Genomic DNA, 23598 nt, shown 5'->3' on the forward strand with positions numbered 1-23598 from the left:
TGCCAGCGGCCCAAAATCCCTCGCTGCCGGACACATCGCCAATTTTCAAACAAGCCCTAGGGCTTGTTTGAAAAATGGCAACATGCCCAACCGGCGGGGCTTTTGTCCCCTGGACGGCGCAATTTTTCCTTGAAATCCGCCAGGATTCCTGCGAAAAAATTGCTTGCCAGCGGCCCAAAATCCCTCGCTGCCGGACACATCGCCAATTTTCAAACAAGCCCTAAACCATCAGAGATTCAGAGAGGTGACATTTTTGGAGGAAATCAGACGGGCCATTGCCCTGGGCTTCTTTGACGGCGTCCACCTGGGCCACGGGGCCCTGCTGAGCCGGGTGAGGGAGGTCTCCGCCCAGAGGGGCCTGACCCCCTCGGCCTTCACCTTCGACGCCCACCCCAACAGCCGCATCACCGGAGCGGTGACCCCCCTCATCAACTCCCCCGCCGACCGGGCCGGCCTCATGCGGCGGCTCTACGGCATTCAGGATGTCATTGTGGCCCACTTCGACAGCATGATGCGCATGGACTGGCGGGACTTCGTCACCGAGTACCTGGTGAAGGAGCACGGGACGGCCCATGTGGTGGCCGGCCATGACTTCCACTTCGGCTACAAGGGGGAGGGCAACCCCCAGCGGCTCCAGACGCTGTGCCGGGAACTGGGGGTGGGCTGTGACATCATTCCGAAGGTGGAGCTGGAGGGCATCACCGTCTCCTCCACCTACATCCGCACCCTCATCGCCCAGGGGGAGATGGAGCGGGCCATGGAGTTTCTGGGCCACCCCCACATCCTCACCGACCGGGTGGGCCACGGGAAGCGGCTGGGCTCCGCCCTGGGCTTCCCCACGGTGAACCTCCGCTTCCCGGAGGGAGTGCTGGTGCCCGCCCACGGGGTCTACGTCACCCGGGTCCGGTTCCAGGACGGCGCCAGCCGACCGGCCGTCACCAATATCGGGGTCCGCCCCACGGTGGACGACGGGGACCGGGTTAATGTGGAGGGCTATATTCTGGACTTCTCCGGCGACCTGTACGGCCAGCTGGTGCGGATAGAGTTTTATAAAAAACTGCGGGGGGAGCGGAAGTTCCCCTCCCTGGAGGCTTTGCGGGACGAAATTATGAAAAACGCGCGGGAGACCTGGGACTACTTCCAGACCTGAGGCTCCGCACCATAACAGAAGGAGGACCTTTGGATGCGATATAAGAAGGAGTATTGGTTGATTGTCTTGTTTGCCCTGTCCCTGGCTGTGGCGGGCCTCTGCTTCGGCGACCCCGCCAGCATCCTTCCCGGGCTGCGGAAGATCATTCTCATGCAGGACGTGCTCATCACCGACTATGTGGAGACCGTGGGACCCGGCGCCGCCTTTGTCAATTCGGCCCTGGTGACCCTCATCAGCGCGGGCCTGCTCTACTTTTCCGGCGACGTGCCCAACGGCTTTACCATCACCGAAATCGGCCTCATGTCCGGATTTGCCCTCTTCGGCAAGAATATCTTCAACATATGGCCCATCATTCTGGGGACCTTCCTCTACAGCCGCATCCAAAAAGAACCCTTCTCCAAATACGTCACCACCGCCCTGCTGGCCACTGCCCTCTCCCCCCTGGTGAGCTACATGGCCTTCGGCAGCCGCCACGCCCACCTGCTGTGGGGTCTGGTCATCGGGGTGATCATCGGCCTCATCCTCCCGCCCCTGTCGGCCTACACCTATAAGGTGCAAAACGGCATGAACCTCTACAACATGGGCTTTGCCTGCGGGATGCTGGCCATGATGATCGTGCCCATGCTGGCCGCCATGGACGACAGCCCCCAGGCCGTCTCCTATTGGGCTGAGGGCTACAACCTGGAGTTCGGCCTGATGCTGGCCAGCTACTGCGTCATCTTCATCGTCTGCGGCATCTTCTTCTCCGGGACCCCCATCTGGGCGGCGTGGGCCGGCTACCGGCGCATCCTCACCACCTCCGGCCGGGCCCCCAGCGACTACCTGCGTACCTCCGGCCACGGCCCCGTGCTGATCAACATGGGGGTCAACGGGCTGGTGGCCATGGCCTACATCCTGCTGGTGGGCGGAGATTTGAACGGCCCCACCCTGGGGGGCATCTTCACTGTCATCGGCTTTTCCGCCTACGGCAAGCACCTCTTTAACATCCTCCCCGTCATGGTGGGCGTGCTCTTCGGGGGCGTCTTCATGCACTACAACGTGGACGCCCCCAGCCTCCAGCTGGCCGCTCTTTTCGGCACCACCCTGGCCCCCTTTGCCGGAGTATTCGGCCCCGTCACCGGCGTGGCGGCGGGCTTCCTCCACTCGGCTGTGGTGCTCCAGACCGGCTCGGCCCTGGCGGGGGTCAACCTCTACAACAACGGCTTCTCCGGGGGGCTTATCTCTATCGTCCTCTTCCCGGTGGTGACGGCCATCTTCCGCCACAGCAACCCGGACCTGGTCCCCATGGACTTCTTCGTAGACACCCGGGGCGACAAGCCCGCTCCCCTGGAGCGGGACCAGATTCCCACCATCCGGGAGCCCGCCGCTTCAGAGGGCCAGGAGGAACACCGGGAAAACTAACAGAAACGCACGCGTCCCCGCCCGGCGGCGGGAGACGCGTGCGTTTCTGGTTATACCCCTGTGAGGTCAAAGGCCGGGAGGAAGCCGATGTCGTCGGCCCCCGCCTCCTGGCAAAAGCCCTCCAGGCCCAGGTCCCGCATGTATGCCTGGGCCGCCCGGACCTCGGAGGGCCGCAGCCGCCGGTTCAGCGTAGGATACTCCGCCGCCCGGCCCAGGGGCAGGTACTGGCTCATAAGGGAGAAGAGGACGGTTTTGGGCGGGAAGGTCCCGGCCACCCAGTCCATGACCCGCTTGGCCTCAGCCAGCTGCCCCGGCAGGAGGAGGTGGCGGATGAGGACCCCCCGCCGCAAAAGGCCGTCCTCCAGGACCCAGGGACCGGTCTGGCGGACCATCTCCCGGATGGCGGCGGCAGCCGCCTCCGGATAATCAGCGGCCCCGGAGTACCGCTCCGCCAGGGCCGGAGTCAGGTACTTGAGGTCCGGGAGATAGACGTCCACCTTTCCCTCCAGGGCCCGCAGGGTCTCCACCCGGTCGTAGCCCCCGGAGTTCCACACCACCGGAACCGGCAGGGGCTCGGATAAGAGCTCCGCCGCCACATGGGCGAAGTGGGTGGGGTTCACCAGGTCGATGTTGTGGGCCCCCTGGCGCACCAGGTCCAGGCAGATCTCCCGGAGCCGGGCCGGGGTGACGGGCTTTCCAAAGTCCCGGTGGCTGATGGCGTCGTTCTGGCAGAAGAGGCAGTCCAGACTGCACCCGGAGAAGAAGACCGTCCCGGCCCCCCGGCTTCCGGAGATGGGGGGCTCCTCCCAGCGGTGGAGGGCCGCCCGGGCCAGCACCGGCAGGGTGGGCATCCGGCAGCGGCCCGCCCCCCGGTCCGGGGTCCGCTCCGCCCCGCAGCGCCGGGGGCACAGGGCGCAGATCACAGCTGGTGGAGGACCCGGTCCTCCGTGCGCCCCATAAGCCAGTCCACCGAGACCTGATAGAAGTTTGCCAGCTTCAGCAAGCTGTTGTAGTTGGGCCGGGCGTCCGCCTCAAGCCGCTGATAGGCCCGGAGGGCCATCCCGCAGGCTTCCGCCACCTGGGACTGGGTAAACTGGCCCTCCTTCCGAAGCTGCCGAAGCCGCTCATTGCATACCACCATTTTGAATTCTCCTCTTGACATACGTTGTCCGCCCCATTATAATATGACAGAAAAGACGTTTTTGAGGGGGATCCCTATGACAAAGACCATAGAGATGTTATACCACTATTGGATTGGCGCACCCAGGCCGGAGCGCTGGCCGGAGTTCGCCGCCAAGGACCCCCTGCTGGCCCACGGTCTGGACTGCTTCCAGGAGGGCTTCCGGCTGGGCCTCCTGCTGGGGCTGGAGGCCCTCTCCGCTGAGACGGAGGATTGACCGGCCGCTCAGCCGGAGGCCCGCTTGACCTGGTAGACGCCGGAGATCTGGCTGAGCTTGTTGGTCACGGAGGTGAGCTCGTTCCGGTCCTTGACCTCCAGGACGATGAAGCCCCGGGCGTAGCCGTCCGGCAGGCTCCGGACGGAGAAGTTGTGGACCTTGACCTTGGCGGTGGTGAGGGCCATGGTGATGTCCAGGGCCAGGCCCTCCCGGTCCTTGGCGGAGAGCTCCAGGGAGGTCTGGTAGCCGGGCAGCTCACTCTCCCCCCAGGCCACCTTCACCCAGCGGCCGGGCTCCTCCTGCTGCTTTTCCGGGGAGGCGTTGGGGCAGTCCTGCCGGTGGACCGACACGCCGAAGCCCCGGGTGATGAAGCCCACCACCGGGTCCCCAGGCACCGGTGCGCAGCACTTGGCGAACTTCACCAGGCAGTTGTCCAGGCCCTCCACGATGATGCCAGACTCGCTGCGCCGGGCTCCGGGGATGAGCTTGGCTGGGGCGGAGAGCTGGGGGGAGCCGGCCTGGGCGGCCAGCCGCTCGGCGTTGGCCTTCTCGTTTTTGTCCCGGGCCTGCTGCCGCAGCTCGTCCCGGATGCGGTTGACCGCCTTCTGGGCGGTCATGCCGCCGTAGCCGATGGCGGCGTAGAGGTCGTCCAGGCTCCCGGCCCCCACCTTTTTCAGGATGTGGGGCAGCATCTCCTCGCTGGTAATGGCGGCCAGGGGGATACCCGTCTGCTTGAGGGCCGACTCGAACATGGACCGGCCGGTGACGATATTCTCCTCCCGGCGCTCCTTCTTGAACCACTGGCGGATTTTGTTCCGGGCCTCGTTGGACTTGCAGATCTTCATCCAGTCCCGGCTGGGGCCGTGGGCCGACTTGGAGGTGATGACCTCCACGATGTCCCCGCTCTGAAGCTGGTAGTCGAAGGTGACGATGCGGCCGTTGACCTTGCAGGCGGTCATGGCGTTGCCCACGGCGGAGTGGATGTTGTAGGCAAAGTCGATGGGGGTGGCCCCTGCGGGGAGGTTCACCACGTCCCCCCGGGGGGTGAAGACGAAGACCTCGTCGGCGAAGAGGTCTACCTTCAGGGTGCGGACGTACTCCTCGGCCTCGGTGTCCTGCTGGCTCTCCAGGAGCTTGCGGACCCACTCGAAGGCCTCCTCGGTGCCCAGCTTGTCGTTGGCCATGCCCTGCTTGTACTTCCAGTGGGCGGCGATGCCGTACTCGGCGGTGTGGTGCATCTCCCAGGTACGGATCTGGACCTCGAAGGGGATGCCCTCCCGGCCGATGACGGTGGTGTGGAGGGACTGGTAGCCGTTGGGCTTGGGGGTGCCGATATAGTCCTTGAACCGCCCCAGCACCGGCTTGAAGAGGTCGTGGATGCAGCCTAAGACGTTGTAGCACTCGGTGGTGTCGTCCACAATAACCCGGAAGGCGTAGAGGTCGAAGATCTCGTCCAAGGTCTTGTTCTGGGCGAACATCTTCCGGTAGATGGAGTAGATATGCTTGACCCGGCCGTAGACCGTGGCGTGGATGCCCTCATCGGCCAGGCGGCCGGTGATTTTGCGCTGGATGCTGGCCATAAACTCCTCATGGGCGGAGGAGCGGCGCAGGAGCTCGTCTGCGATCTCCTGGTAGCCCACCGGGTCCAGGTATTGGAGGGAGAGATCCTCCAGCTCCCATTTGATCTTCTGCATCCCCAGCCGGTGGGCGATGGGGGCGTAGATCTCCATGGTCTCCAGGGCCTTCTCCCGCTGCTTCCGGGGGGTCTGGTACTCCATGGTGCGCATGTTGTGGAGCCGGTCGCAGATTTTGATGAGGATCACCCGGATGTCCTTGGCCATGGCCATGAGCATCTTCCGCAGGTTCTCCATCTGCTCCTCTTCCTTGGAGGTGTACTGCACCCGGGTCAGCTTGGTGACCCCCTCCACCAGGTCGGCCGCCGCCGGGCCGAAGTGCTTGGCGATCTCCTCATGGGTGACCCCGGTGTCCTCGATGCAGTCGTGGAGGAGGGCGGCGATGATGGAGTCGGTGTCCAGCTCCAGCTCGGCCACGATTTCGGCCACCGCCAGGGGGTGGGTGATATAGGGGGAGCTGTCCTTCCGAAGCTGGCCGGAGTGGGCGTTGTCCGCGAACTGGAAAGCGGCGAAGAGCCGCTTGGTGTCCAGATTATGGTTATACGCCTTGACTTTGTCTTCCAGGGCGTGATAGCTCTCCAATACGGGGTCCATAGGATCACCTGCTTTTTTTCTGGGTAGCGGGCTCCCGCAGGAGTCCTGTGCCGGCGCCTCCGGCGGGGAAGGGGTCAGCCCTGGGCCATGCGCCGCAGGCGGCGCATGAGGGGGGCAGCCTCCAGGTCGGCCTTGCCCTTTACCGGGCACAGGTCGATGCGGAGGTGGTCGGTGGAGTGCTCCACCCGGATGAGCCCCCGGTCGTCCAGGACCTCCAGGCAGACCAGGGTACGCATGACGGTCTCCCGGAGGCCGCTGCACCGGGAGACGCACCGGGCCAGCCGGCGGGCGGTGTCCTCCACCCGGCCCAGGCGGGCGTGGCCGTTGAGGTAGCGCCACACGGCGGCGAACTCCTCCCGGCTGGGAATCAGGGAGGCGGCCTCCTGGGGGGAGAGGGGCTCCCCCTGGTGCAGCCGGTTGTAGAGGGCCTGCTCGGCCTCCATCCGGGTGGCGGCGGGGCGCAGGTCGCACAGCTGGAGCTGGACCGTGCGGCTGCCGCGGAATTCGTTGATCTGGGGGGTGAAGGCCACGTCCACCCGTTCCCCGGGGGCGATGCCGGCCAGGGCGGCGGTGGCCGAGAAGAAGATGGCGTCCAGGGCGCAGCCGTGGTGGTTCAGCCGGAGCTTCAAATGCCGGCCGCCCCCCACCTCGCACATGCCGGCCACCGTGCATCCAGACAGGGCGAAGACCGGCTTGGGGTTGGCCGCTCCGCAGGGCTCCAGCAGGCCCAGCCCGGCGATCTCCTCCAGGGTCAGGAGGGCCGGGCTGGGGAGTTCAGCGTCCACCTCCAGCACCGAGACCAGCTCTGCGCCCCCGGTCCACGCCTCCACGCAGCGGTCGATGCGCACCCGGAAGGCGTCGATGTTCTCCGCCCGGATGGTGAAGCCGGCGGCCAGGGCGTGGCCCCCGAAGCCCTCCAGCAGGTCGGCGCAGGACTCCAGGGCCTGGAAGAGGTTGAAGCCGCCGAAGGAGCGGCAGGAGCCCTTTCCCTTCCCGTCCTGGAGGCAGATCATAAAGGCGGGGCAGGCGTACCGCTCGGCCAGCCGGGAGGCCACGATGCCCACCACCCCCTGGTGCCAGCCCTCCCCGGCCAGGACGATGGACCGCCGGGGTCCGGCGGACTCCCGATCCAGCCGGTCCAAGCACTGGGAGAAGATCTCCCCCTCGATGTGCTGGCGCTCCCGGTTGAGCTCGCACAGCTCCCGGGCCAGGACCTCGGCCCGGCCGGGGTCCTGGGTGAGGAGGAGCTCGGCGGCCAGGACCGCCCGGCCCATGCGCCCGGCGGCGTTGATCCGGGGGGCCAGGGTGAAGCCCACGCCGGTGGAGGTCACAGGCTTCTCGCCGCTGCCGGACTCCCGCAGCAGGGCCCGCAGGCCAGGCCGGGGGTTCTGGGCCAGCAGGGCCAGACCCTGCCGGACGATGGTGCGGTTCTCCCCGGTGAGGGGCATGACGTCGGCCACGGTGCCCACGGCGGCCAGGTCGGCATAGGCGGCGAAGACCGCCTCCCGCTCCGCCTCCGGAGTCAGGGCCAGGGCCAGCTTCAGGGCCACCCCCACCCCGGCCAGGCCGGCGAAGGGGTAGCCGCAGCCGGGCCGGTGGGGGTCCACCACCGCCAGGGCGGGGGGAAGGGCCTCCTTGCACTCGTGGTGGTCGGTGATGATGACGTCCACCCCCAGCGCCATGGCGTAGGCGGTCTCCTCCAGGGCGGTAATGCCGCAGTCCACCGTCACGATGAGGGTCACGCCCCGGGCGCGGAGGGCGTCCACCGCCTCCCGGTTGAGGCCGTAGCCCTCCTCCAGCCGGTCGGGGATGTAGGAGATCGCCTGTCCCCCCCGCTCCCGGAGGAACTGGGTGAGCAGGCAGGTGGAGGTGATGCCGTCCACATCGTAGTCGCCGTAGACGGCGATGGGCTCCCCGGCGGCGATGGCCCGCTCCAGCCGGGCGGCGGCCTTGTCCATGTCCCGCAGGAGGAAGGGGTCGTGGAGGGGGGCCGCGTCCCCGGACAGGAAGGCCCGGGCTTCCTCCGGCCCGGTCAGTCCCCGGGCGCAGAGCACCAAGGCGGCCAGCGCCGGCAGGCCTTCCTCCGTCAGGGCGGAGACGGCGGCCCGGTCCGGCGCGGCCAGGTTCCATTTTTTATATTTCATGGCCATATCCTCAGAATCTCAGAAAATCACCCTCTATTATATCAAATCCGATGGCCCCTGACAAGTCAAGGTTGGAAATCGCCCGGCAAACGCATAAACGAATCTATCCCCCAAAAAGATTTGGCTTGTCTTGTGAAAACGACGGCGCCTCTCCAAATACTGGTTTGGGCGCTGAACTCCATCGGGAATGATATCCAGGCAGGGACCGCAGCCTGTTCCGCCGCCCCTGGAAGAGATTGTGTCTTGCCTCCCGGGTGAAAATTAGTTACAATTTGGTTACAACTTCTCCTGGGAGGACCTTACCATGCGACGATTTCCCCTGCGACGATTTTTTGCCGGCCTGGGCCTGGCCCTTGCGCTCACCGTCACCACCGCCCTGGGGGCGGGGCCCCTTTCCATCGACGGCCAGGAGGTAGACGCCGCCGCCACCGTGCGGAACAACACCACCTACGTCTCCCTGCGGACGGTGGTGGAGACTCTGCGGCCCGACGCGGCGGTCTTCTGGTCCAGCGGCCAGGCGGCGGCGGAGGGCGGCGATTTTTCCCTCACCGCCCGCCCCGGGGCCCTCTATCTGGAGGTAAACGGCCGGGCCCTCTACATCCCCCAGGGGGTGCTGCTGGAGAACGGCCGCACCCTGGCGCCGGTCCGGGTGCTGGCCGACGCCCTGGGGGCCAGTGTGGACTGGGACAGCGCCACCGGCGCGGTCACCGTCACCTCCGGAGACGCGGCCCCCACCGCCGCCGATGTCTACGACGCCGACGACGTCTACTGGCTCTCCCGGATCATCTCCGCCGAAAGCCGGGGGGAGCCCCTCCTGGGCAAGATCGCCGTGGGCAACGTGATCCTCAACCGGGTGGCGCACGCTGACTTCCCCGACACCATCTACGGGGTCATCTTTGACGCGCGCTGGGGCGGACAGTTCGAGCCGGTCCGCAACGGGACCATCCACCAGGCCCCCACCGCCGAGAGCGTCATCGCCGCGAAGCTGGTGCTGGAGGGGGCCCAGACGGCTGGGGACAGCCTCTACTTCCTGGCCCCCGCCCTCACCGCAAACCACTGGACGATGGAGAACCGGGACTATGTGACGACCATCGGCGTCCACCAGTTCTACCGCTGAGCATACCGCAAAAAACCGTTCCCCCGCCGCGGCGGAGGAACGGTTTTTCTGTCCGGCGCGGGATGGCCTCCGGTCACCCCTTTCGAAAGGCAAAAAACCGCTGGCCGAAGTAGTTGAGCACCGTATAGAGCCCCATGCCCACCAGCTTGGACAGCCGCTCCCACCACAGGGGGGGCAGGGGGCTCCAGGGCGCCAGGAGGCCCATGAGCCCCCGGGCCAGGCCGTAGCCCAGAGCGTAGCACACCGCCACATTGACGGCGAACTTTACCGCCGACCGCCCCAGGGTCTCCTGGCTATGGAAGGTAAAGCGCCGGTTCAGAAAGAAGCTCAGCACCGCCCCGGCCAGGTAGGCGATGGCGGTGGAGGGCCAGTAGCCCAGCCCCTCCAGGGCGAACATCAGCACCGTGGAGAGGAGGGTGTTCCCCACCCCCACCAGCAGGAACTTGAGCATACTCACATCAAAGAGCTGTCTCATCGCGCGCCTCCAGCACCTCCCGGATCAGGAACCGGGGCCGGGCCTTGGTTTCCAGGTAGATTTTTCCGATATACTCCCCGATGACCCCCAGGGACAGGAGGATGAGCCCCCCGATGGCCCACACCGAGCAGATGACGCTGGCCCAGCCGATGACGGTGACCCCGTGGGCCCAGCGGACGATGGAATAAATCAGCATCAGCAGGCTCACCAGGAAGACCAGAAAGCCCAGGAGGGTGATATAGCGGATGGGCTTGGTGGAGAGGCTGGTGATGCCCTCCAGGGCGAAGGAGAGCATCTTCTTCAGGGGGTACTTGCTCTCCCCGGCGAAGCGCTCCCCCCGCTCGTAGGCCACATAGCCCACATTGTAGCCGATGAGGGGCACGATGCCCCGGAGGAAGAGGTTGACCTCCCGGAACTGGGCCAGGCCCTCCAGGACCCGGCGGGACATCAGGCGGTAGTCGGCGTGGTTGAACACCGTCTCGGCCCCCAGGAAGTTCACGATCCGGTAGAAGCCCTCGGCGGTGGTGCGCTTGAAAAAGCTGTCTCTGGCCCGGGAGGAGCGGACCCCGTAGACGATGTCGCAGCCCTCGTGGAACTTGTCCACCATGGCGTCCACAGCGTTGATGTCGTCCTGGAGGTCGGCGTCCATGGAGATGACCATGTCTGCCCGGTCCTTGGCGGTCATGAGCCCGGCCAGAAGGGCGTTTTGGTGGCCCCGGTTGCGGCTTAAATCCACCCCGGAGAAGAGGGGGCAGTCCTGATGGAGGCCCTGGATGATGGACCAGGTGCCGTCCCGGGAGCCGTCGTTGACCAGGAGGACCCGGCTTTTGGGGGAAATCTTCCCCTCACCCATGAGCTGTTCCAGCTTTTCCCGCAGCCGCCGGGCCGTCTCCGGCAGGACCGCCTCCTCGTTGTAGCAGGGGACAACTATATATAAGGTGTCACTCATCTTGTGCGTTCTCTCCAAACATTGAAATTTCCAGGATATCACAAATTTTCATCAGAAGTGGCAGGGTGGGATTCCGGCGCCCTGTCTCTATTTGATTCATGTAGGGCTGGGAGATACCTAGTAATTTCGCCAAATGATTCTGGCTTATACCCTTTTCTTCTCTTTTTTTGCGAATCAATTCACGATAATCCATAAAATATCCCCTTTCCTGCTCATTATATAGCACTTTGCAATATGTGTAAATTATAGCATATTGCAATGATTTAGCTTGAACTATCGTTATCGCAATATGCTATAATTTCTGCGATGATTTGTATGGATAAAATTAAGGGATAAGGCTTGGCGGACTCACGCCAGACTGCCCAGCCCAGCACAAAGCCGAGCCAACCCGCAAAGCCCGCGCCGTGTACTCTGCCAGGCGAGAAGCACTTTCAGGCGGCGGACGGATAGAACCACAGACCCATTCCTACGCCACAAACTGAGGCCGTAACGGCCGGAAGGGGTCCCCATACTCATACGAAAGCCGTCAGCCGCCGTATACGTCCACAAACGGCCCCGAAGACCCACCCCCTCTTGTGGGGAGAGGAAGAACAAATGGAGTGGAGCGGATGTCCCCCGCAGGGGGACGGAGCGAAGCGAAATTTGTTCTGACGAGGAGTCAAGAACCATTTCTTTTTCCGCAGAAAAAGAAATGGTTCTTGACCCTGCGGCGGGAGCCGCAAACCCCTTCCGGCGGGACGCCGGATCCCCAAGGGCAGGCCCTTGCCCTTGACCGCCTAACTGCGATAGATTTGTGCATCTTGTCCGTTTATGAGACAGGTGTGAACCGCCGGTAAGTTACAACTGTACAAGGTAAGTTACAACTGTACAATTTGACAGATAGCGGAAAGCTATCATTGACAGCATCCACTTTCCCGATTATCTTGATTGTATCACATATTTGTAAAGAGGTGACCCCGATGGATAAAATTATGGATACCCTCTGGGAGGCGGTCCGCTGTTCCCGCCGCCAGGTTCTCTCCCAGGACCAGGACTACGCCCAGAAGCAGGAGACCTGGGACCGGCGGTGGAGGCACTTTCTGGACACCCAGCCCCGGGAGGCCTGCGCCGGGGCCCTGGGCGTCATCGACGCAGTGAATCTGATCCGGTTCCGGGAGATGGAGGACGCCTTCTTCTTCGGCCTCCGGCTGGGGGCGGCCTTTGGGCGGCTGGAGCGCACGGAGAAGGATTAAAAAAGCCGGGCGGAGGATGTCCGCCCGGCCTTGTGTCCCTGTTGGGTCAGTCTCCCAGCCGCTCCCGCAGGTGCTCCACAGCCTTCCGCTCGATGCGGGAGACCTGCACCTGGCTGACCCCCAGCACCCTGGCGGCCCGGTCCTGGGTCAGGTTCTTGTAGTACCGCAGGAGGATGACCTGCCGCTCCCGCTCCGGCAGGGAGTCGATGGCCCCCCGGAGGGCCAGGCGCTCCACCACCCCCTCCTCCATGCCCTCGGTGCCCAGCATACTCTCCAGGGTAAAGCCCTCCTCCCCCGCCTCCATCTGGAGGGAGGCCACCGGCAGGCTGGCCTCCTCGGCGGCGGCGATCTCCTCGCTCTCCAGCCCGGTCTCCTGGGAGAGCTCCGACAGGGTGGGCTCCCGGCCCAGGGTGTGGCTCAGCCGGTCCCGGGCCTGGCGGATGGTCAGGGCCCGCTCCTTGACGCTCCGGCTCACCTTCACCGCCCCGTCGTCCCGGAGAAACCGCCGGATTTCCCCGGCGATCTTGGGCACGGCGTAGGTGGAGAACTGACAGCCAAAGGCGGGGTCGAAGCCCCGCACCGCCTTGAGAAACCCCAGACAGCCCAGCTGGTAGAGGTCCTCCGGGTCGGTCCCCCGGCCGTAGTACCGCCGCACCACGCTCCAGATGAGGCCGGCGTTGTCCTCCATCAGCTTCTCGCAGGCGTCGTTGTCCCCGCCCCGGGCGGCCTCCAGCAGGGAGGCGGTCTCCAGGGCGCTCATTTTCCCGCCGCCCGGAGGGAGACGCGGCGGCGCATGGTGACCACGGTGCCCTTGCCGGGCTTGGAGCGCACCTTTAAGCTGTCCATAAAGCTCTCCATGATAGTAAACCCCATTCCGGCCCGTTCCCCGCCGCCGGTGGTGAAGAGGGGGGTCCGGGCCTGCTGGATGTCCGCGATGCCCACCCCCCAGTCCTGGACCGCCACCTCCAGGGTGTGGTCCTCGAAGAGCCGCAGCCGCAGCCGCACCTTGCCCAGCCGGTCTGGATACCCGTGGACCACGGCATTGGTGACGGCCTCGCTGACGGCGGTTTTGATGTCGTTGACCTCCTCCAGGGTGGGGTCCAGCTGGGCGGCGAAGCAGGCCGCCGCCGTCCGGGCAAAGCCCTCGTTGGCGGAGCGGCTGAGAAATTCGATGGTGGCGGTGTTGATCGGTTTCATCCTATGTATTCCTCCTGTCCCGGACGGCCCAAGGCCGCCCCTGGTGCGTTTCACTCAAACTTCATCAGCCGCTCCAGCCCGGCGGCCTGGAGGACCTTCCCCGCCTGCTCCGGCACGCTCCGCACCGTCACGGCGCCCCCCAGCTCGGCGGCGCGCTTGTAGGCCCGCAGCAGCACCGCGATGCCCGAGCTGTCCATGAAGGTGACGCCCCCCAGGTCCAGAATCACCCGCCTGGGCAGACGCATGTCGATCTCCCGGTCGATGCCGTCCATCAGCCCCCGGGCCCGGTGGTGGTCCACCTCTCCGCTCAGGGCGATGCGGAGCTCCCGGTCCTCTCCTGTGCATGTCAGACCCACAGCCTGTCCCTCCGTCGGAATCAAAAATCGAGACATACCAGATTATGGTATGTCTCGATTATACTCCGGGGACCCCGGCGCCTCCTGTCGAAGGCTGGCCTTTCCGGAAAATTCTTCTTCCGGCCGGGAACCAAAAATCCGTCCTTGCGGCCGCCCGGCGGGGGCATTATAATGGAGAGGTATCTGAATTTGAATGGAGGCCCCGCCCATGTTGAACGGACGATCCAGCGGCATTCTGCTCCCGGTCTTCTCTCTCCCCGGCCCCTGGGGCATCGGGACCCTGGGGGAGGGGGCCCGGCGCTTTGTGGACTTTCTGGCCCAGGCCCGCCAGCACACCTGGCAGATCCTCCCCCTGGTCCCCCCGGGCAGCGGGGACTCCCCCTATATGTCCCCCTCGGCCTTCGCCGGGAACCCCTGGCTCCTGGACCTGGAGGATTTGGCCCGGCGGGGGCTCCTGACGGCGGAGGAGCTCAACGCCGCCCAGTACCCCAACCCCGACCGGGTGGACTACGCCTGGCTCCGGGAGACCCGCCCCGCCCTCCTGCGCGGGGCCTGGCGCCGGGACCAGGAGACCGCCGCCCGGGCAGACTTTCTGGCCCAAGAGGCCGATTGGCTCCCGGACTACGCCCTCTTCCGGGCCATTCACGACCGGGTGGACCTCCCCCTGGACCAGTGGCCGGAGGACCTGCGCCGCCGGGACCCCGCCGCCCTGGACCGGGCCCGGCAGGAGCTGGCGGAGGAGGTGGACTTCCAGGTCTTCCTCCAGTACCACTTCTTCCGCCAGTGGGAGGGCCTGAAGGCCTACGCCAACCAGAAGGGCGTGGCCGTCATGGGGGACCTGCCCATCTACGTCTCGGCCGACAGCGCCGAGGTCTGGGCCCAGCCCCAGCTCTTCCAGCTGGACCAGGACCTGGTCCCCGCCGCCGTGGCCGGGGTGCCCCCCGACGCCTTCTCCGACGTGGGGCAGCACTGGGGCAACCCCCTCTACGACTGGGCCGGCCACCGTCAGGCCCTCTTCGGGTGGTGGGTCCGGCGGATGAAGCACGCCGCCCGGCTCTACGACCGCCTGCGCATCGACCACTTCCGGGGGCTCCACACCTACTGGTCCATCCCCACCGGGGCCAAGGCCGCCCTGGAGGGCCATTGGGAGGAGGGCCCCGGCCAGCCCCTGCTGGACCTGCTCGCCCGGGAGGTGCCGGAGCTGGAGCTCATCGCCGAGGACCTGGGGGACCTGGACGAGGCCGCCCGGCAGTTCATCGCCCGCTCAGGCATCCCCGGCATGAAGATTCTGGTCTACGCCTTTGACCCCGTGGGGGAGAGCGCCTACCTGCCCCACAACTGCCCACCCCAGTCGGTGGTCTACACCGGCACCCACGACACCCCCACCTTCGTCCAGTGGCTCTTTGAGGAGGCCGGCCCCAGCGAGCGGGACTACGCCTCGGACTACCTCCGCCTCCGCTCCGATGAGGGCTTCGGCTGGGGGGCGGTCTGCGGGGCCTGGGGGGCCCCCAGCGCCCTGGCCGTCGCCCCCCTCCAGGACGTGCTGGGCCTGGGGAAGGACGCCCGGGTGAACTTCCCCGGCACCACCGGGCCGGAAAACTGGTCCTGGCGGGTCCGGGAGGACGCCCTGAACCCCGGCGTGGCCCAGCGCCTGGGGAAGATCACCCGGACCTACCGCCGGGGATAACCAGCGGCCCGCCGGGGAGCGTCTGCAACCCCGGCGGGCCGTAATCCGATGGTTCCCTTAGGGCTTGTTTGAAACATGTCAACATGCCCAATCAGCAGGGCTTTTGCCCCCTGGACGGCGCAATTTTTCCTTGCAATCCGCCAGGATTCCTGCGAAAAAATTGCTTGCCAGCGGCCCAAAATCCCTCGCTGCTGGACACGTTGCTATTTTTCAAACAAGCCCTAGGCATTTTCCGTCAAAATACCATTGCAATCCCGTAGGATTTATGGTATTTTGTTCACAGGATTTCAGTTGTAAATCTTGTCGAATTGTTATAGTATATAGAATACGAAAAAATCGCGCTCCGGCCTGGTCCGGGGCTATGAGGTGAATCTATGAGCCTTCGCATCGGCATCGACATCGGCTCCACCACGGTCAAGGTGGTGGTGCTGGACGAGCAGAACCAGCTTTTGTTCCGCTCCTACGAGCGGCACTACTCCAAGGCCCGGGAGCGGGCCTGTGAGACCCTGCGCTCCATCCAGGAGAAGCTCACGGGGCAGGAGGTCCGCATGGTCATCACCGGCTCGGCGGGCCTGGGAGTGGCCCGGGCATCGGGCATCGACTTCGTCCAGGAGGTCTACGCCACCGCCGCCGCCGTGAACGCCTACATCCCGGGGACCGACGCCGTCATCGAGCTGGGGGGCGAGGACGCCAAGATCATCTTCTTCGGCGGCGCCCTGGAGGAGCGGATGAACGGCTCCTGCGCCGGGGGCACCGGGGCCTTCATCGACCAGATGGCCACCCTGATGAACGTCTCCGTGGACGAGCTGGACGCCCTCTCCCTCAAGCATGAGAAGATCTACCCCATCGCCTCCCGCTGCGGCGTCTTCGCCAAGAGCGACATCCAGCCCATCCTGAACCAGGGGGGGCGGAAGGAGGACGTGGCCGCCTCCATTTTCCAGGCGGTGGTGGACCAGACCGTGGCCGGCCTCACCCAGGGCCGGGCGCTCAAGGGGAAGATTGTCTTCCTGGGGGGCCCCCTCCACTTCCTCCGGGGCCTGCGGGAGCGGTTTGTGGAGACCCTGGACCTGGATGAGGAGCACGCCATTTTCCCCCAGGATGGGGACTGCTTTGCCGCCATGGGGGCGGCCCTGTGCGCCACCGACTACGCCCCCCGGTCCTTTGACGAGGCCCTCAAGCTCCTGGAGGAGTCGGTGGAGGCCAAGAACACCATGGACACCCTCCCCCCCCTCTTCGATGGGCCGGAGCAGTACGAGATCTTTACCGCCCGCCACAACGCCAGCCGCCTCCCGGAGGTGGATGCCAAGACCTATACTGGGGACGCCTGGCTGGGCATCGACGCCGGGAGCACCACCACCAAGATGTGCCTCATCGCCCCGGACGGGGGGCTGCTCTATACCTACTACCACTCCAACCAGGGCAACCCCGTGGCCATCGTCCTGGAGCAGCTCCGGGAGATTTACAAGCTCTGCGGGGACCGCGTCACCATCAAGGGGGCGGCGGTCACCGGCTACGGCGAGGACCTCATCAAAAACGCCTTCTCCTGCGATCTGGGGCTGGTGGAGACGGTGGCCCACTACAACGCCGCCGCCCACTTCAACCCCGACGTGGACTTCATCATCGACATCGGCGGCCAGGATATGAAGTGCTTCAAGATCCGCAACGGCGCGGTGGACTCCATCATGCTCAACGAGGCCTGCTCCTCCGGCTGCGGCTCCTTCATCGAGACCTTCGCCAAGGCCCTGGGGTACGACATCGCCGCCTTCTCCAAGCTGGGTCTCTTCGCCAAGCATCCGGTGAACCTGGGCTCCCGCTGCACCGTGTTCATGAACTCCAGCGTCAAACAGGCCCAGAAGGACGGGGCCAGCGTGGAGGACATCTCGGCGGGATTGTCCATCTCCATCGTGAAGAACGCCGTCTACAAGGTCATCCGGGCGGCCTCCGCCGACGACCTGGGACAGCACATTGTGGTCCAGGGGGGCACCTTCCTCAACGACGCCGTCCTCCGGGCCTTTGAACTGGAGCTGGACCGGGAGGTGGTCCGGCCCACCATCGCCGGGCTCATGGGGGCCTTCGGGGCCGCCCTGGCCGCCCGGGACCTCCACCTGGAGCGGAGCACCCTGCTGAACGCCAAGGCCTTGGAGACCTTCACCCACACCGCCAAGCCCGCCGCCTGCGGCCTGTGCACCAACCACTGCTCCCTGACCGTCAACACCTTTGACGGCGGGCGGCGCTTCATCTCCGGCAACCGCTGCTCCCGGCCCCTGGGCAAGGAGCGGGTGGAGCTGCCCGACCTGATGCACTATAAATATCAGAAGCTCCGGGCCATGGAGGGCAAGGGGGAGGGTGACGGCTCACGGGGCCGCATTGGCATCCCCTTCGGCCTGAACATGTACGAGAACCTGCCCTTCTGGTACACCTTCTTTACCAAGCTCAACTTTGAGGTGGTCCTCTCCCCCGAGTCCTCCCGGAAGCTCTACCTCAAGGGCCAGCACACCATCCCCTCGGATACGGTGTGCTACCCCGCCAAGCTCCTCCACGGCCATGTGGAGGCCCTGGTGGAGGAGGGGGTGGACGCCATCTGGTACCCCTGCATGTCCTACAACAACGACGAGGGCATCGGCGACAACCACTACAACTGCCCGGTGGTGGCCTACTATCCCGAGCTCCTGGCCGCCAACGTCCCCGCCCTGAAGGAGACCCGGTACTTAGACCCCTATGTGGGCCTGTGGCGGCACAAGGACTTTGAAAAGCGCATCGCCAAGCGCATGGAAACTGAGTTCGGCGTCCCGCCCCGGGAGAGCCGCCAGGCCGCCAAGGCGGCCTACGCCGCCTACGACGCCTACGTCCACGACGTCCGGGAGACCGGGGCCCGGTACATCGCCCAGGCCCGGGCTGAGGGCCGGAACATCATCGTGATCTGCGGCCGGCCCTACCACATCGACCCCGAGATCAACCACGGCATCAACGACCTCATCACCTCCTTCGGCTTTGTGCTGGTCACCGAGGACGCCCTGAGCTACCTGGAGGGCTACGCCCCCCGGCACGTCCTCAACCAGTGGACCTTCCAGAGCCGGATGTACAACGCCGCCCGGTATGTCTGCACCCAGAGCGACATGCAGGTGGTCCATCTGGTTTCCTTCGGCTGCGGCACCGACGCCATCACCACCGACGAGCTGCGGGACATCCTGGAGCGCGGCGGCAAGCTCTACACCCAGCTGAAAATCGACGACATCAACAACCTGGGGGCGGTGCGCATCCGCATCCGCTCTCTGATGGCGGCTATGGACGCCCGGAAGGTCCAGGCCGGCGCCACCTCCCAGGCGGGGGGCGGCGCGGCTTGACCGGCCGGGCGCTGGAGGCCCTCATCGACGCACAGCTGGCGGAGGACCTTGGGCTGGAGCCCCCGGTCTGGGACCGGGGCGGCGTCACCGTAGTCCCCTGGCGGGAGCGGCCCGGCCGGCGGCGCTACTGGGCGGGGCACCCCTTCTTCCTAGGCTGCGTCCGGCGGGGTACGGCGGCCTTTGCCGTCCACCCGGACCTCCTCCCCTGGGCCCGGGAGGCTCTCCCCGGCCTGGACCCCGCCTGGTGCCTGGACTTCGGCGGCCTCCGGGCCATGGACCGGGCCCTGGAGCCCTTCGGCTGGGGCATCTGTAAGGCCCACCCCTTTTTTGTCCCTGATCTCTCCGCGCCCCGGGCCGTCTCCGGCGGGGATGTGGCCTGGTATGAGGGCCCGGACCTGGAGCGGTTCCGAGGGGACCCCCGCTGGACCGACGCCCTGGCCTTTCAGCCCGCATGCCCCGACATGCTGGCCGTGGCCGCCCTGGACAATTTCGGGGCCCCCGCAGCCATGGCGGGGGCCAGCCGGGACGGGGCGCGCCTCTGGCAGATCGGCGTCAACGTGCTGCCGGAGCACCGGGGCCGGGGCCTGGCCGTCCGGCTCACCGCCCTGCTGAAGGACGCCCTGCTGGACCGGGGCGTGGTCCCCTTCTACGGCACCGCCCTGAGCCACACCGCCTCCCTGAACGTGGCCCGGCGGGCGGGCCTCCGCCCGGCCTGGGCCGAGGTCTGGGCCTGCCCCCTGGACCGCATGGACGGCTCCCTTTAGACTCGCGGCCCCCTTGACGGGCCGCCCGGGAAAGGAACGATACATTTTGGCAGAATTAGTCTACGACAAGACCGGCCGCCTCCTCTTCACCAAGGAGATGAAGAAGGAGTACACCCTTCTGGTACCCCAGATGCTCCCCGACCACTTCGCCATGCTGGTGCGCATCCTCCAGAACGAGGGCTACAAGGTGGAGATGCTGGGCAACACCGGCAAGCCGGTCATCGACGCCGGGCAGAAGTACGTCCACAACGACGCCTGCTACCCCGCCATCCTGGTCATCGGCCAGCTCATCAACGCCGTCCAGAGCGGCAGGTACGACCCCCGCAGGGTGGCCCTGGTCATCACCCAGACCGGCGGCGGATGCCGGGCCTCCAACTACATCCACATGCTCCGCAAGGCCCTGGAGAAGGCGGGGCTCTCCTACGTCCCCGTCATCTCCATCAACCTCTCCGGCCTGGAGCACAACCCCGGCTTCAAGCTCACTTTGGGCGTCCTCCGCAAGGCCGTCTTCGCCATTTTGTACGGCGACCTCATCATGAACGTGGGCAACCAGGTCCGCCCCTATGAGGTCCATCCCGGCGAGACCGACCGGGTGGCGGCGGAGTGCGTGGATTTCCTCCTGGAGGACATGGCCCGCGGCAAGGGCCTGTCCTACAAGAGCATGGTGAAGAACTTCGACCGCATCATCGACCGCTTCAAGGCCATCCCCGTCACCGGGGAGGAGAGGGTCCGGGTGGGCGTGGTGGGGGAGATCTACGTCAAGTACGCTCCCCTGGGCAACAACAACCTCAACCAGTTTCTCCTCTCCGAGGGGGCCGAGCCGGTGGTCCCCGGCCTGCTGGACTTTGTCCTCTTCAAAATCTACAACCGGGACGTGGACGTGGACCTCTACGGCGGCAAGTGGATCAAGCAGGCGGTCTGCCGCTTCCTGCTAAGCTATATGAAGAAGTACCAGCACGCCCTCATCGACGCCCTGGAGCGCTCCGGGCGCTTCCGGGCCCCGGGGGATTTCGACGATCTCCACGGCTACATCCAGGGCTACCTGGGGGACGGCAACAAGATGGGAGAGGGCTGGCTCCTCACTGCCGAGATGCTGGAGCTCATCCACACCGGGGTGCCCAACATCGTCTGTACCCAGCCCTTCGGGTGCCTGCCCAACCACATCGTGGGCAAGGGCATGATCCGCAAGCTCAAGGACGACTACCCCTGGAGCAATATCGTGGCCATCGACTACGACCCCGGAGCCACCAAGATCAACCAGGAAAACCGCATCAAGCTGATGCTGGCCAACGCCCGGGGCCTGGCCAAGGAGCACGCCGCCCAGGAGGCGCGTCAGGAGGCCGCCCGGGAGGCTGAGCCTGCGGCGGTATGACGATGCCCCAATTTTCCGCCCAAGGAGGACCCTGCCCCATGGAACACCTGCGCTTTGTGGACGCCTGCACCGAGGAGCACTTTGCCGCCATGTCCCGCATCCACGCCCTGGGCTGGCGGGACACCTACGCCGAGGCGGTGCCCGCCGACTATATGGCCCGGGAGATCACCGACGGGCGCTGGATCCCCTGCTTCCGGGAGGACTACCAGTCGGGCCGGGCCCGCGGCCTGCTCCTCTACCGGGGGGATACCCCGGTGGCCTGCCTCAACTACGGCAGGGCCCGGACCGAGAACTTCAACGCTGGGGTGAAGGAGGGCTCCGACTTCCCCAATGAGGCCTACGCCGGCTGGGGGGAGCTCATCTCCTTCTACACCCACCCTCAGGAGCGGGGGAAGGGCTACGGCGGAAAGCTGATGGAGGAGGCCCTGGACCGCCTCCGGGCGGAGGGCTACCGGGACTGCTTCGTCTTTGTTCTCCGGGAGAACCGGGCGGCCCGGCGGTTCTATGCCGCCCACGGCTTCGGCTGGGACGGCACCCAGGCCGGCATCCCCTTTCCCCCGGACACCGTCTGCATCGACCTGAGATATGTGAGAAAGCTGTGAGGAACGTGAAAAAGCCCGCCCTGCTCCTGTGCGCCCTGCTCCTCCTGGCCGGCTGCGGCGGGGAGGAGCCCCTGGACTGGACCCCCACCCCCGTCACCCCGCCGCCCACTCGAGAGGCAAGCCTTACGGAGGATGCGTCCTGGTGGGCGGGGGTGGATGTGGATCTGCTGCCCACCGAGGCAGGGTCGGAGCCCTATGTGGACGGGGAGGTCACCTACCGGGTCTGGGCCTCCGCCCCGGAGCGGGAGCTCCTGCTCTACGAGGTCCGCTGCGCCCCCTATGAGGGGGCCCAGTACCTGCTGCGGAAGGGGGAGGCCCTGGGGGAGCCCCTCCGTCTGGCGGAGGGGCTCCCCGAAGGCCGGTGCGGCCTGGCCTGGGGGGACTATGACAGAGACGGGGCGGAGGAGTACACCCTCACCCTGACCCGCGACACCGGCGCCGACCTCATCCTGTGCGAGCTGACGGGGGAGGACTGGACCTTCCACACCTACGGGCCGGCGGACTACAGCGCCCAGCTCTCAGCGGCCCTGGGCTTCTCCGATGAAAACGGCGCCGTCACCCTGCGCTATGGCGGGACAAGCGTTACCTATACCCTGGGCCCGGCGGAATCCGGCCCGGCGGCCCCCTTGGAGGACTTCTCCCGGGTGGCCTTTGTTACCCCCGACGGGGACCGCCTCTCCGGCTCCTTCGGGGCGGGGGCGGTCATCGGCGGGGAGAACGTCTATTTCGCCCAGGTGCTGGCCGACGTGGTCTACGACGGGGAGGGCTTCTCCCTGGCCAACCTGCGGCTGCTGTCCACCACCGGGGTCTGACGGACCGGGAAAGGAGCGAGGAAGTTGGACGACAAGAAGATGGGCGCCATGCCGGTGCGCCCCCTGCTGCTCCACATGGCCTGGCCCATGATGCTCTCCATGCTCACCCAGGCCCTCTACAACCTGGTGGACTCCATGTTCGTCTCCCAGCTCAGCGCCTCGGCCTTCCAGGCCCTCTCCCTGGCCTACCCGGTGCAGATGTTCATGGTGGCCGTGTGCGTGGGCACTGGCGTGGGGGTCAACGCCCTCCTCTCCCGCCGCCTGGGGGAGGGGGACCGGGGGGCAGCGGGGGCGGCGGCCCTCAACGGCGGCTTTGTCTACGCCCTCTCCTGGGCGGTTTTTCTGTGCTTCGGCCTCTTTCTCACCCGGCCCTTTCTGGCCTTTTTCACCGCGGACCCCGCCATCCTCGCCGACGGCTGCGCCTATCTCTCCATTGTCACCGGGGCCTCCCTGGGCATGACCATGCAGTTTGTCACCGAGCGGATCCTCCTGGCCGTGGGGGACCCGGTGGGGCCCATGGTCATCCAGGGCATCGGGGCGGTGGTCAACCTGGCGCTGGACCCCCTGCTGATCTTCGGCCCCGGACCCTTCCCCGCCCTGGGGGTGGCGGGGGCCGCCCTGGCCACCGTCCTGGGCCAGTGGGTGGGCATGGCCACCGGCTTCCTGCTGGTCCGCCGCCGGCGGGCCCTGCCCCTCTCCCTCCGGGGTTTCCGGCCCCGGGGGACGGTCATCGGAGAGATCTACCGCATCGGCGTCCCCGCCATCGCCATGCAGTCCCTCTCCTCCGTCATGACCCTGGGGCTGAACAAGATCATGGCCCTCTTTGACCCCAGCGCCGTCTTTATCCTGGGGGCCTATTTCAAGCTCCAGTCCTTCCTCATCATGCCGGTGTCCGGCCTCACCAACGGCCTCACCCCCCTGGTGGCCTACAACTACGGGGCCAGGAGCCGTGCCCGCATCCTGGCGCTGGTGCGCTTCGCCCTGACTCTGGGCGCGGCCATCATGGCCGCAGGGACTCTGCTGCTCCTTCTCTTTCCGGCCTTCTTCCTGGGACTCTTCCAGGCCGAGCCCCGGGTCCTCTCCGCCGGGGTCCCCGCCCTGCGGATCATCGCCTCCAGCTTCGTCTTCGCCGGGATCTCCACCGTTCTGTGCGCCGTCTTCCAGGCCCTGGGGGCCTCCCTGCTCAGCCTGGGGGTCTCCCTGCTGCGGCAGGTGGTGCTGATGCTCCCCCTGGCCCTGGTGCTGGGCCTGCTCCGGCCCGCCCTGATGTGGGCCTGCTTCCCTGTGGCGGAGCTCCTGACCTGCCTGGTGGCCGCGCTGGCCTACCGGCGGCTGTGCCGGACCAAGCTCTCCCCGGAGGCCCTGTAGGTC

22 protein-coding genes are annotated in these 23598 nt (G+C 66.2%); 12 read left to right on the forward strand and 10 right to left on the reverse strand.

Annotated elements, in window-relative coordinates:
• Positions 1 to 253: 253 nt before the first annotated feature.
• On the forward strand, positions 254 to 1150 hold the full coding sequence (gene ribF / locus Q0K09_RS02230; RefSeq protein ID WP_294472324.1) for a riboflavin biosynthesis protein RibF: 897 nt from the start codon (positions 254 to 256) through the stop codon (positions 1148 to 1150).
• 33 nt (positions 1151 to 1183) lie between these two features.
• Positions 1184 to 2551: a DUF1576 domain-containing protein gene (locus tag Q0K09_RS02235; protein ID WP_294472327.1), complete on the forward strand. Its 1368-nt coding sequence runs from the start codon at positions 1184 to 1186 to the stop codon at positions 2549 to 2551.
• 50 nt (positions 2552 to 2601) lie between these two features.
• Here Q0K09_RS02235 and Q0K09_RS02240 read toward each other — a convergent pair whose 3' ends face one another.
• Positions 2602 to 3474 carry a 4Fe-4S cluster-binding domain-containing protein gene (locus Q0K09_RS02240; protein WP_294472329.1) on the reverse strand — a complete coding sequence of 291 codons (873 nt, stop codon included), beginning with the start codon at positions 3472 to 3474 and terminating at the stop codon, positions 2602 to 2604.
• A complete protein-coding gene (locus Q0K09_RS02245) occupies positions 3471 to 3692 on the reverse strand; it encodes a helix-turn-helix transcriptional regulator (RefSeq protein WP_294472330.1) in 222 nt (73 codons plus the stop codon). Before Q0K09_RS02245 ends, Q0K09_RS02240 begins: the two co-directional genes overlap by 4 nt.
• A 76-nt stretch (positions 3693 to 3768) precedes the next feature.
• Between Q0K09_RS02245 and Q0K09_RS02250 the strand changes: the two genes are divergently transcribed.
• Positions 3769 to 3948 carry a hypothetical protein gene (locus Q0K09_RS02250; protein WP_294472332.1) on the forward strand — a complete coding sequence of 60 codons (180 nt, stop codon included), beginning with the start codon at positions 3769 to 3771 and terminating at the stop codon, positions 3946 to 3948.
• An 8-nt stretch (positions 3949 to 3956) separates the two neighbouring features.
• Here the strand turns inward: Q0K09_RS02250 and Q0K09_RS02255 are convergent, their stop codons facing one another.
• Positions 3957 to 6176, reverse strand: coding sequence for a bifunctional (p)ppGpp synthetase/guanosine-3',5'-bis(diphosphate) 3'-pyrophosphohydrolase (locus Q0K09_RS02255; RefSeq protein WP_294472335.1), 2220 nt, complete (start codon positions 6174 to 6176; stop codon positions 3957 to 3959).
• Between the two features lie 74 nt (positions 6177 to 6250).
• Positions 6251 to 8320 (reverse strand): single-stranded-DNA-specific exonuclease RecJ, encoded by a 2070-nt coding sequence (recJ, locus tag Q0K09_RS02260; RefSeq protein WP_294472336.1) that lies wholly within the window; start codon positions 8318 to 8320, stop codon positions 6251 to 6253.
• Between the two features lie 304 nt (positions 8321 to 8624).
• On the opposite strand from recJ, the gene Q0K09_RS02265 reads away from it, so the two are divergent.
• On the forward strand, positions 8625 to 9437 hold the full coding sequence (locus Q0K09_RS02265; RefSeq protein WP_294472338.1) for a cell wall hydrolase: 813 nt from the start codon (positions 8625 to 8627) through the stop codon (positions 9435 to 9437).
• A 73-nt stretch (positions 9438 to 9510) separates the two neighbouring features.
• Here Q0K09_RS02265 and Q0K09_RS02270 read toward each other — a convergent pair whose 3' ends face one another.
• Genes Q0K09_RS02270 through Q0K09_RS02280 form a run of 3 tightly spaced genes read right to left on the reverse strand, consistent with a single transcriptional unit; the run spans position 9511 to position 11054 of the window.
• The gene (locus Q0K09_RS02270) at positions 9511 to 9912 is read right to left on the reverse strand and encodes a GtrA family protein (protein WP_294472340.1); all 402 of its coding nucleotides are present in this window, start codon (positions 9910 to 9912) and stop codon (positions 9511 to 9513) included.
• Positions 9896 to 10861, reverse strand: a complete 966-nt coding sequence (locus tag Q0K09_RS02275; RefSeq protein ID WP_294472341.1) for a glycosyltransferase family 2 protein — start codon at positions 10859 to 10861, stop codon at positions 9896 to 9898. The genes Q0K09_RS02270 and Q0K09_RS02275 overlap by 17 nt, the downstream gene beginning before the upstream one ends.
• Positions 10854 to 11054 carry a helix-turn-helix transcriptional regulator gene (locus Q0K09_RS02280; RefSeq protein ID WP_294472343.1) on the reverse strand — a complete coding sequence of 67 codons (201 nt, stop codon included), beginning with the start codon at positions 11052 to 11054 and terminating at the stop codon, positions 10854 to 10856. The genes Q0K09_RS02275 and Q0K09_RS02280 overlap by 8 nt, the downstream gene beginning before the upstream one ends.
• A 766-nt stretch (positions 11055 to 11820) precedes the next feature.
• Here Q0K09_RS02280 and Q0K09_RS02285 point away from each other — a divergent pair.
• Positions 11821 to 12093, forward strand: coding sequence for a hypothetical protein (locus Q0K09_RS02285; protein ID WP_294472345.1), 273 nt, complete (start codon positions 11821 to 11823; stop codon positions 12091 to 12093).
• A gap of 46 nt (positions 12094 to 12139) precedes the next feature.
• On the opposite strand, the gene Q0K09_RS02290 is transcribed toward Q0K09_RS02285, so the two are convergent.
• From Q0K09_RS02290 to Q0K09_RS02300, 3 genes are read right to left on the reverse strand one after another with little or no spacing between them, the layout of a single operon-like run.
• Positions 12140 to 12853, reverse strand: coding sequence for a sigma-70 family RNA polymerase sigma factor (locus tag Q0K09_RS02290; RefSeq protein ID WP_294472347.1), 714 nt, complete (start codon positions 12851 to 12853; stop codon positions 12140 to 12142).
• A complete protein-coding gene (spoIIAB, locus tag Q0K09_RS02295; protein WP_294472349.1) occupies positions 12850 to 13290 on the reverse strand; it encodes an anti-sigma F factor in 441 nt (146 codons plus the stop codon). Before spoIIAB ends, Q0K09_RS02290 begins: the two co-directional genes overlap by 4 nt.
• 50 nt (positions 13291 to 13340) lie before the next feature.
• The gene (locus tag Q0K09_RS02300) at positions 13341 to 13646 is read right to left on the reverse strand and encodes an anti-sigma factor antagonist (RefSeq protein ID WP_294472351.1); all 306 of its coding nucleotides are present in this window, start codon (positions 13644 to 13646) and stop codon (positions 13341 to 13343) included.
• Positions 13647 to 13854: 208 nt separating this feature from the next.
• Here Q0K09_RS02300 and malQ point away from each other — a divergent pair, with 208 nt between their 5' ends.
• From malQ to Q0K09_RS02335, 7 genes are all read left to right on the forward strand, one after another.
• Positions 13855 to 15333: a 4-alpha-glucanotransferase gene (gene malQ, locus Q0K09_RS02305; protein ID WP_294472353.1), complete on the forward strand. Its 1479-nt coding sequence runs from the start codon at positions 13855 to 13857 to the stop codon at positions 15331 to 15333.
• A gap of 374 nt (positions 15334 to 15707) precedes the next feature.
• On the forward strand, positions 15708 to 18677 hold the full coding sequence (locus Q0K09_RS02310; RefSeq protein ID WP_294472355.1) for an acyl-CoA dehydratase activase-related protein: 2970 nt from the start codon (positions 15708 to 15710) through the stop codon (positions 18675 to 18677).
• On the forward strand, positions 18674 to 19441 hold the full coding sequence (locus Q0K09_RS02315; RefSeq protein ID WP_294472357.1) for a GNAT family N-acetyltransferase: 768 nt from the start codon (positions 18674 to 18676) through the stop codon (positions 19439 to 19441). Before Q0K09_RS02310 ends, Q0K09_RS02315 begins: the two co-directional genes overlap by 4 nt.
• A gap of 46 nt (positions 19442 to 19487) precedes the next feature.
• A complete protein-coding gene (locus Q0K09_RS02320; protein WP_294472360.1) occupies positions 19488 to 20813 on the forward strand; it encodes a 2-hydroxyacyl-CoA dehydratase in 1326 nt (441 codons plus the stop codon).
• A 38-nt stretch (positions 20814 to 20851) separates the two neighbouring features.
• On the forward strand, positions 20852 to 21415 hold the full coding sequence (locus Q0K09_RS02325) for a GNAT family N-acetyltransferase (RefSeq protein ID WP_294472362.1): 564 nt from the start codon (positions 20852 to 20854) through the stop codon (positions 21413 to 21415).
• Positions 21412 to 22227 carry a hypothetical protein gene (locus Q0K09_RS02330; protein ID WP_294472363.1) on the forward strand — a complete coding sequence of 272 codons (816 nt, stop codon included), beginning with the start codon at positions 21412 to 21414 and terminating at the stop codon, positions 22225 to 22227. The genes Q0K09_RS02325 and Q0K09_RS02330 overlap by 4 nt, the downstream gene beginning before the upstream one ends.
• A gap of 24 nt (positions 22228 to 22251) precedes the next feature.
• Positions 22252 to 23595 (forward strand): MATE family efflux transporter, encoded by a 1344-nt coding sequence (locus Q0K09_RS02335; protein WP_294472364.1) that lies wholly within the window; start codon positions 22252 to 22254, stop codon positions 23593 to 23595.
• Positions 23596 to 23598 lie beyond the last annotated feature (3 nt).

Source organism: uncultured Intestinimonas sp. (genome assembly GCF_944387725.1).
Lineage (GTDB): Bacteria > Bacillota > Clostridia > Oscillospirales > Oscillospiraceae > Intestinimonas.

Excerpts from the sequence above, each read along its gene's own strand:
- Q0K09_RS02250 (WP_294472332.1), top strand. The coding sequence starts at position 3,769 with ATGACAAAGACCATAGAGATGTTATACCACTATTGGATTGGCGCACCC.
- malQ (WP_294472353.1), top strand. The coding sequence starts at position 13,855 with ATGTTGAACGGACGATCCAGCGGCATTCTGCTCCCGGTCTTCTCTCTC.
- Q0K09_RS02285 (WP_294472345.1), top strand. The coding sequence starts at position 11,821 with ATGGATAAAATTATGGATACCCTCTGGGAGGCGGTCCGCTGTTCCCGC.
- spoIIAB (WP_294472349.1), bottom strand. The coding sequence starts at position 13,290 with ATGAAACCGATCAACACCGCCACCATCGAATTTCTCAGCCGCTCCGCC.
- Q0K09_RS02265 (WP_294472338.1), top strand. The coding sequence starts at position 8,625 with ATGCGACGATTTCCCCTGCGACGATTTTTTGCCGGCCTGGGCCTGGCC.
- Q0K09_RS02255 (WP_294472335.1), bottom strand. The coding sequence starts at position 6,176 with ATGGACCCCGTATTGGAGAGCTATCACGCCCTGGAAGACAAAGTCAAG.
- Q0K09_RS02310 (WP_294472355.1), top strand. The coding sequence starts at position 15,708 with ATGAGCCTTCGCATCGGCATCGACATCGGCTCCACCACGGTCAAGGTG.
- Q0K09_RS02235 (WP_294472327.1), top strand. The coding sequence starts at position 1,184 with ATGCGATATAAGAAGGAGTATTGGTTGATTGTCTTGTTTGCCCTGTCC.
- Q0K09_RS02325 (WP_294472362.1), top strand. The coding sequence starts at position 20,852 with ATGGAACACCTGCGCTTTGTGGACGCCTGCACCGAGGAGCACTTTGCC.
- Q0K09_RS02245 (WP_294472330.1), bottom strand. The coding sequence starts at position 3,692 with ATGGTGGTATGCAATGAGCGGCTTCGGCAGCTTCGGAAGGAGGGCCAG.
- Q0K09_RS02280 (WP_294472343.1), bottom strand. The coding sequence starts at position 11,054 with ATGGATTATCGTGAATTGATTCGCAAAAAAAGAGAAGAAAAGGGTATA.
- Q0K09_RS02270 (WP_294472340.1), bottom strand. The coding sequence starts at position 9,912 with ATGAGACAGCTCTTTGATGTGAGTATGCTCAAGTTCCTGCTGGTGGGG.
- recJ (WP_294472336.1), bottom strand. The coding sequence starts at position 8,320 with ATGAAATATAAAAAATGGAACCTGGCCGCGCCGGACCGGGCCGCCGTC.
- Q0K09_RS02275 (WP_294472341.1), bottom strand. The coding sequence starts at position 10,861 with ATGAGTGACACCTTATATATAGTTGTCCCCTGCTACAACGAGGAGGCG.
- Q0K09_RS02290 (WP_294472347.1), bottom strand. The coding sequence starts at position 12,853 with ATGAGCGCCCTGGAGACCGCCTCCCTGCTGGAGGCCGCCCGGGGCGGG.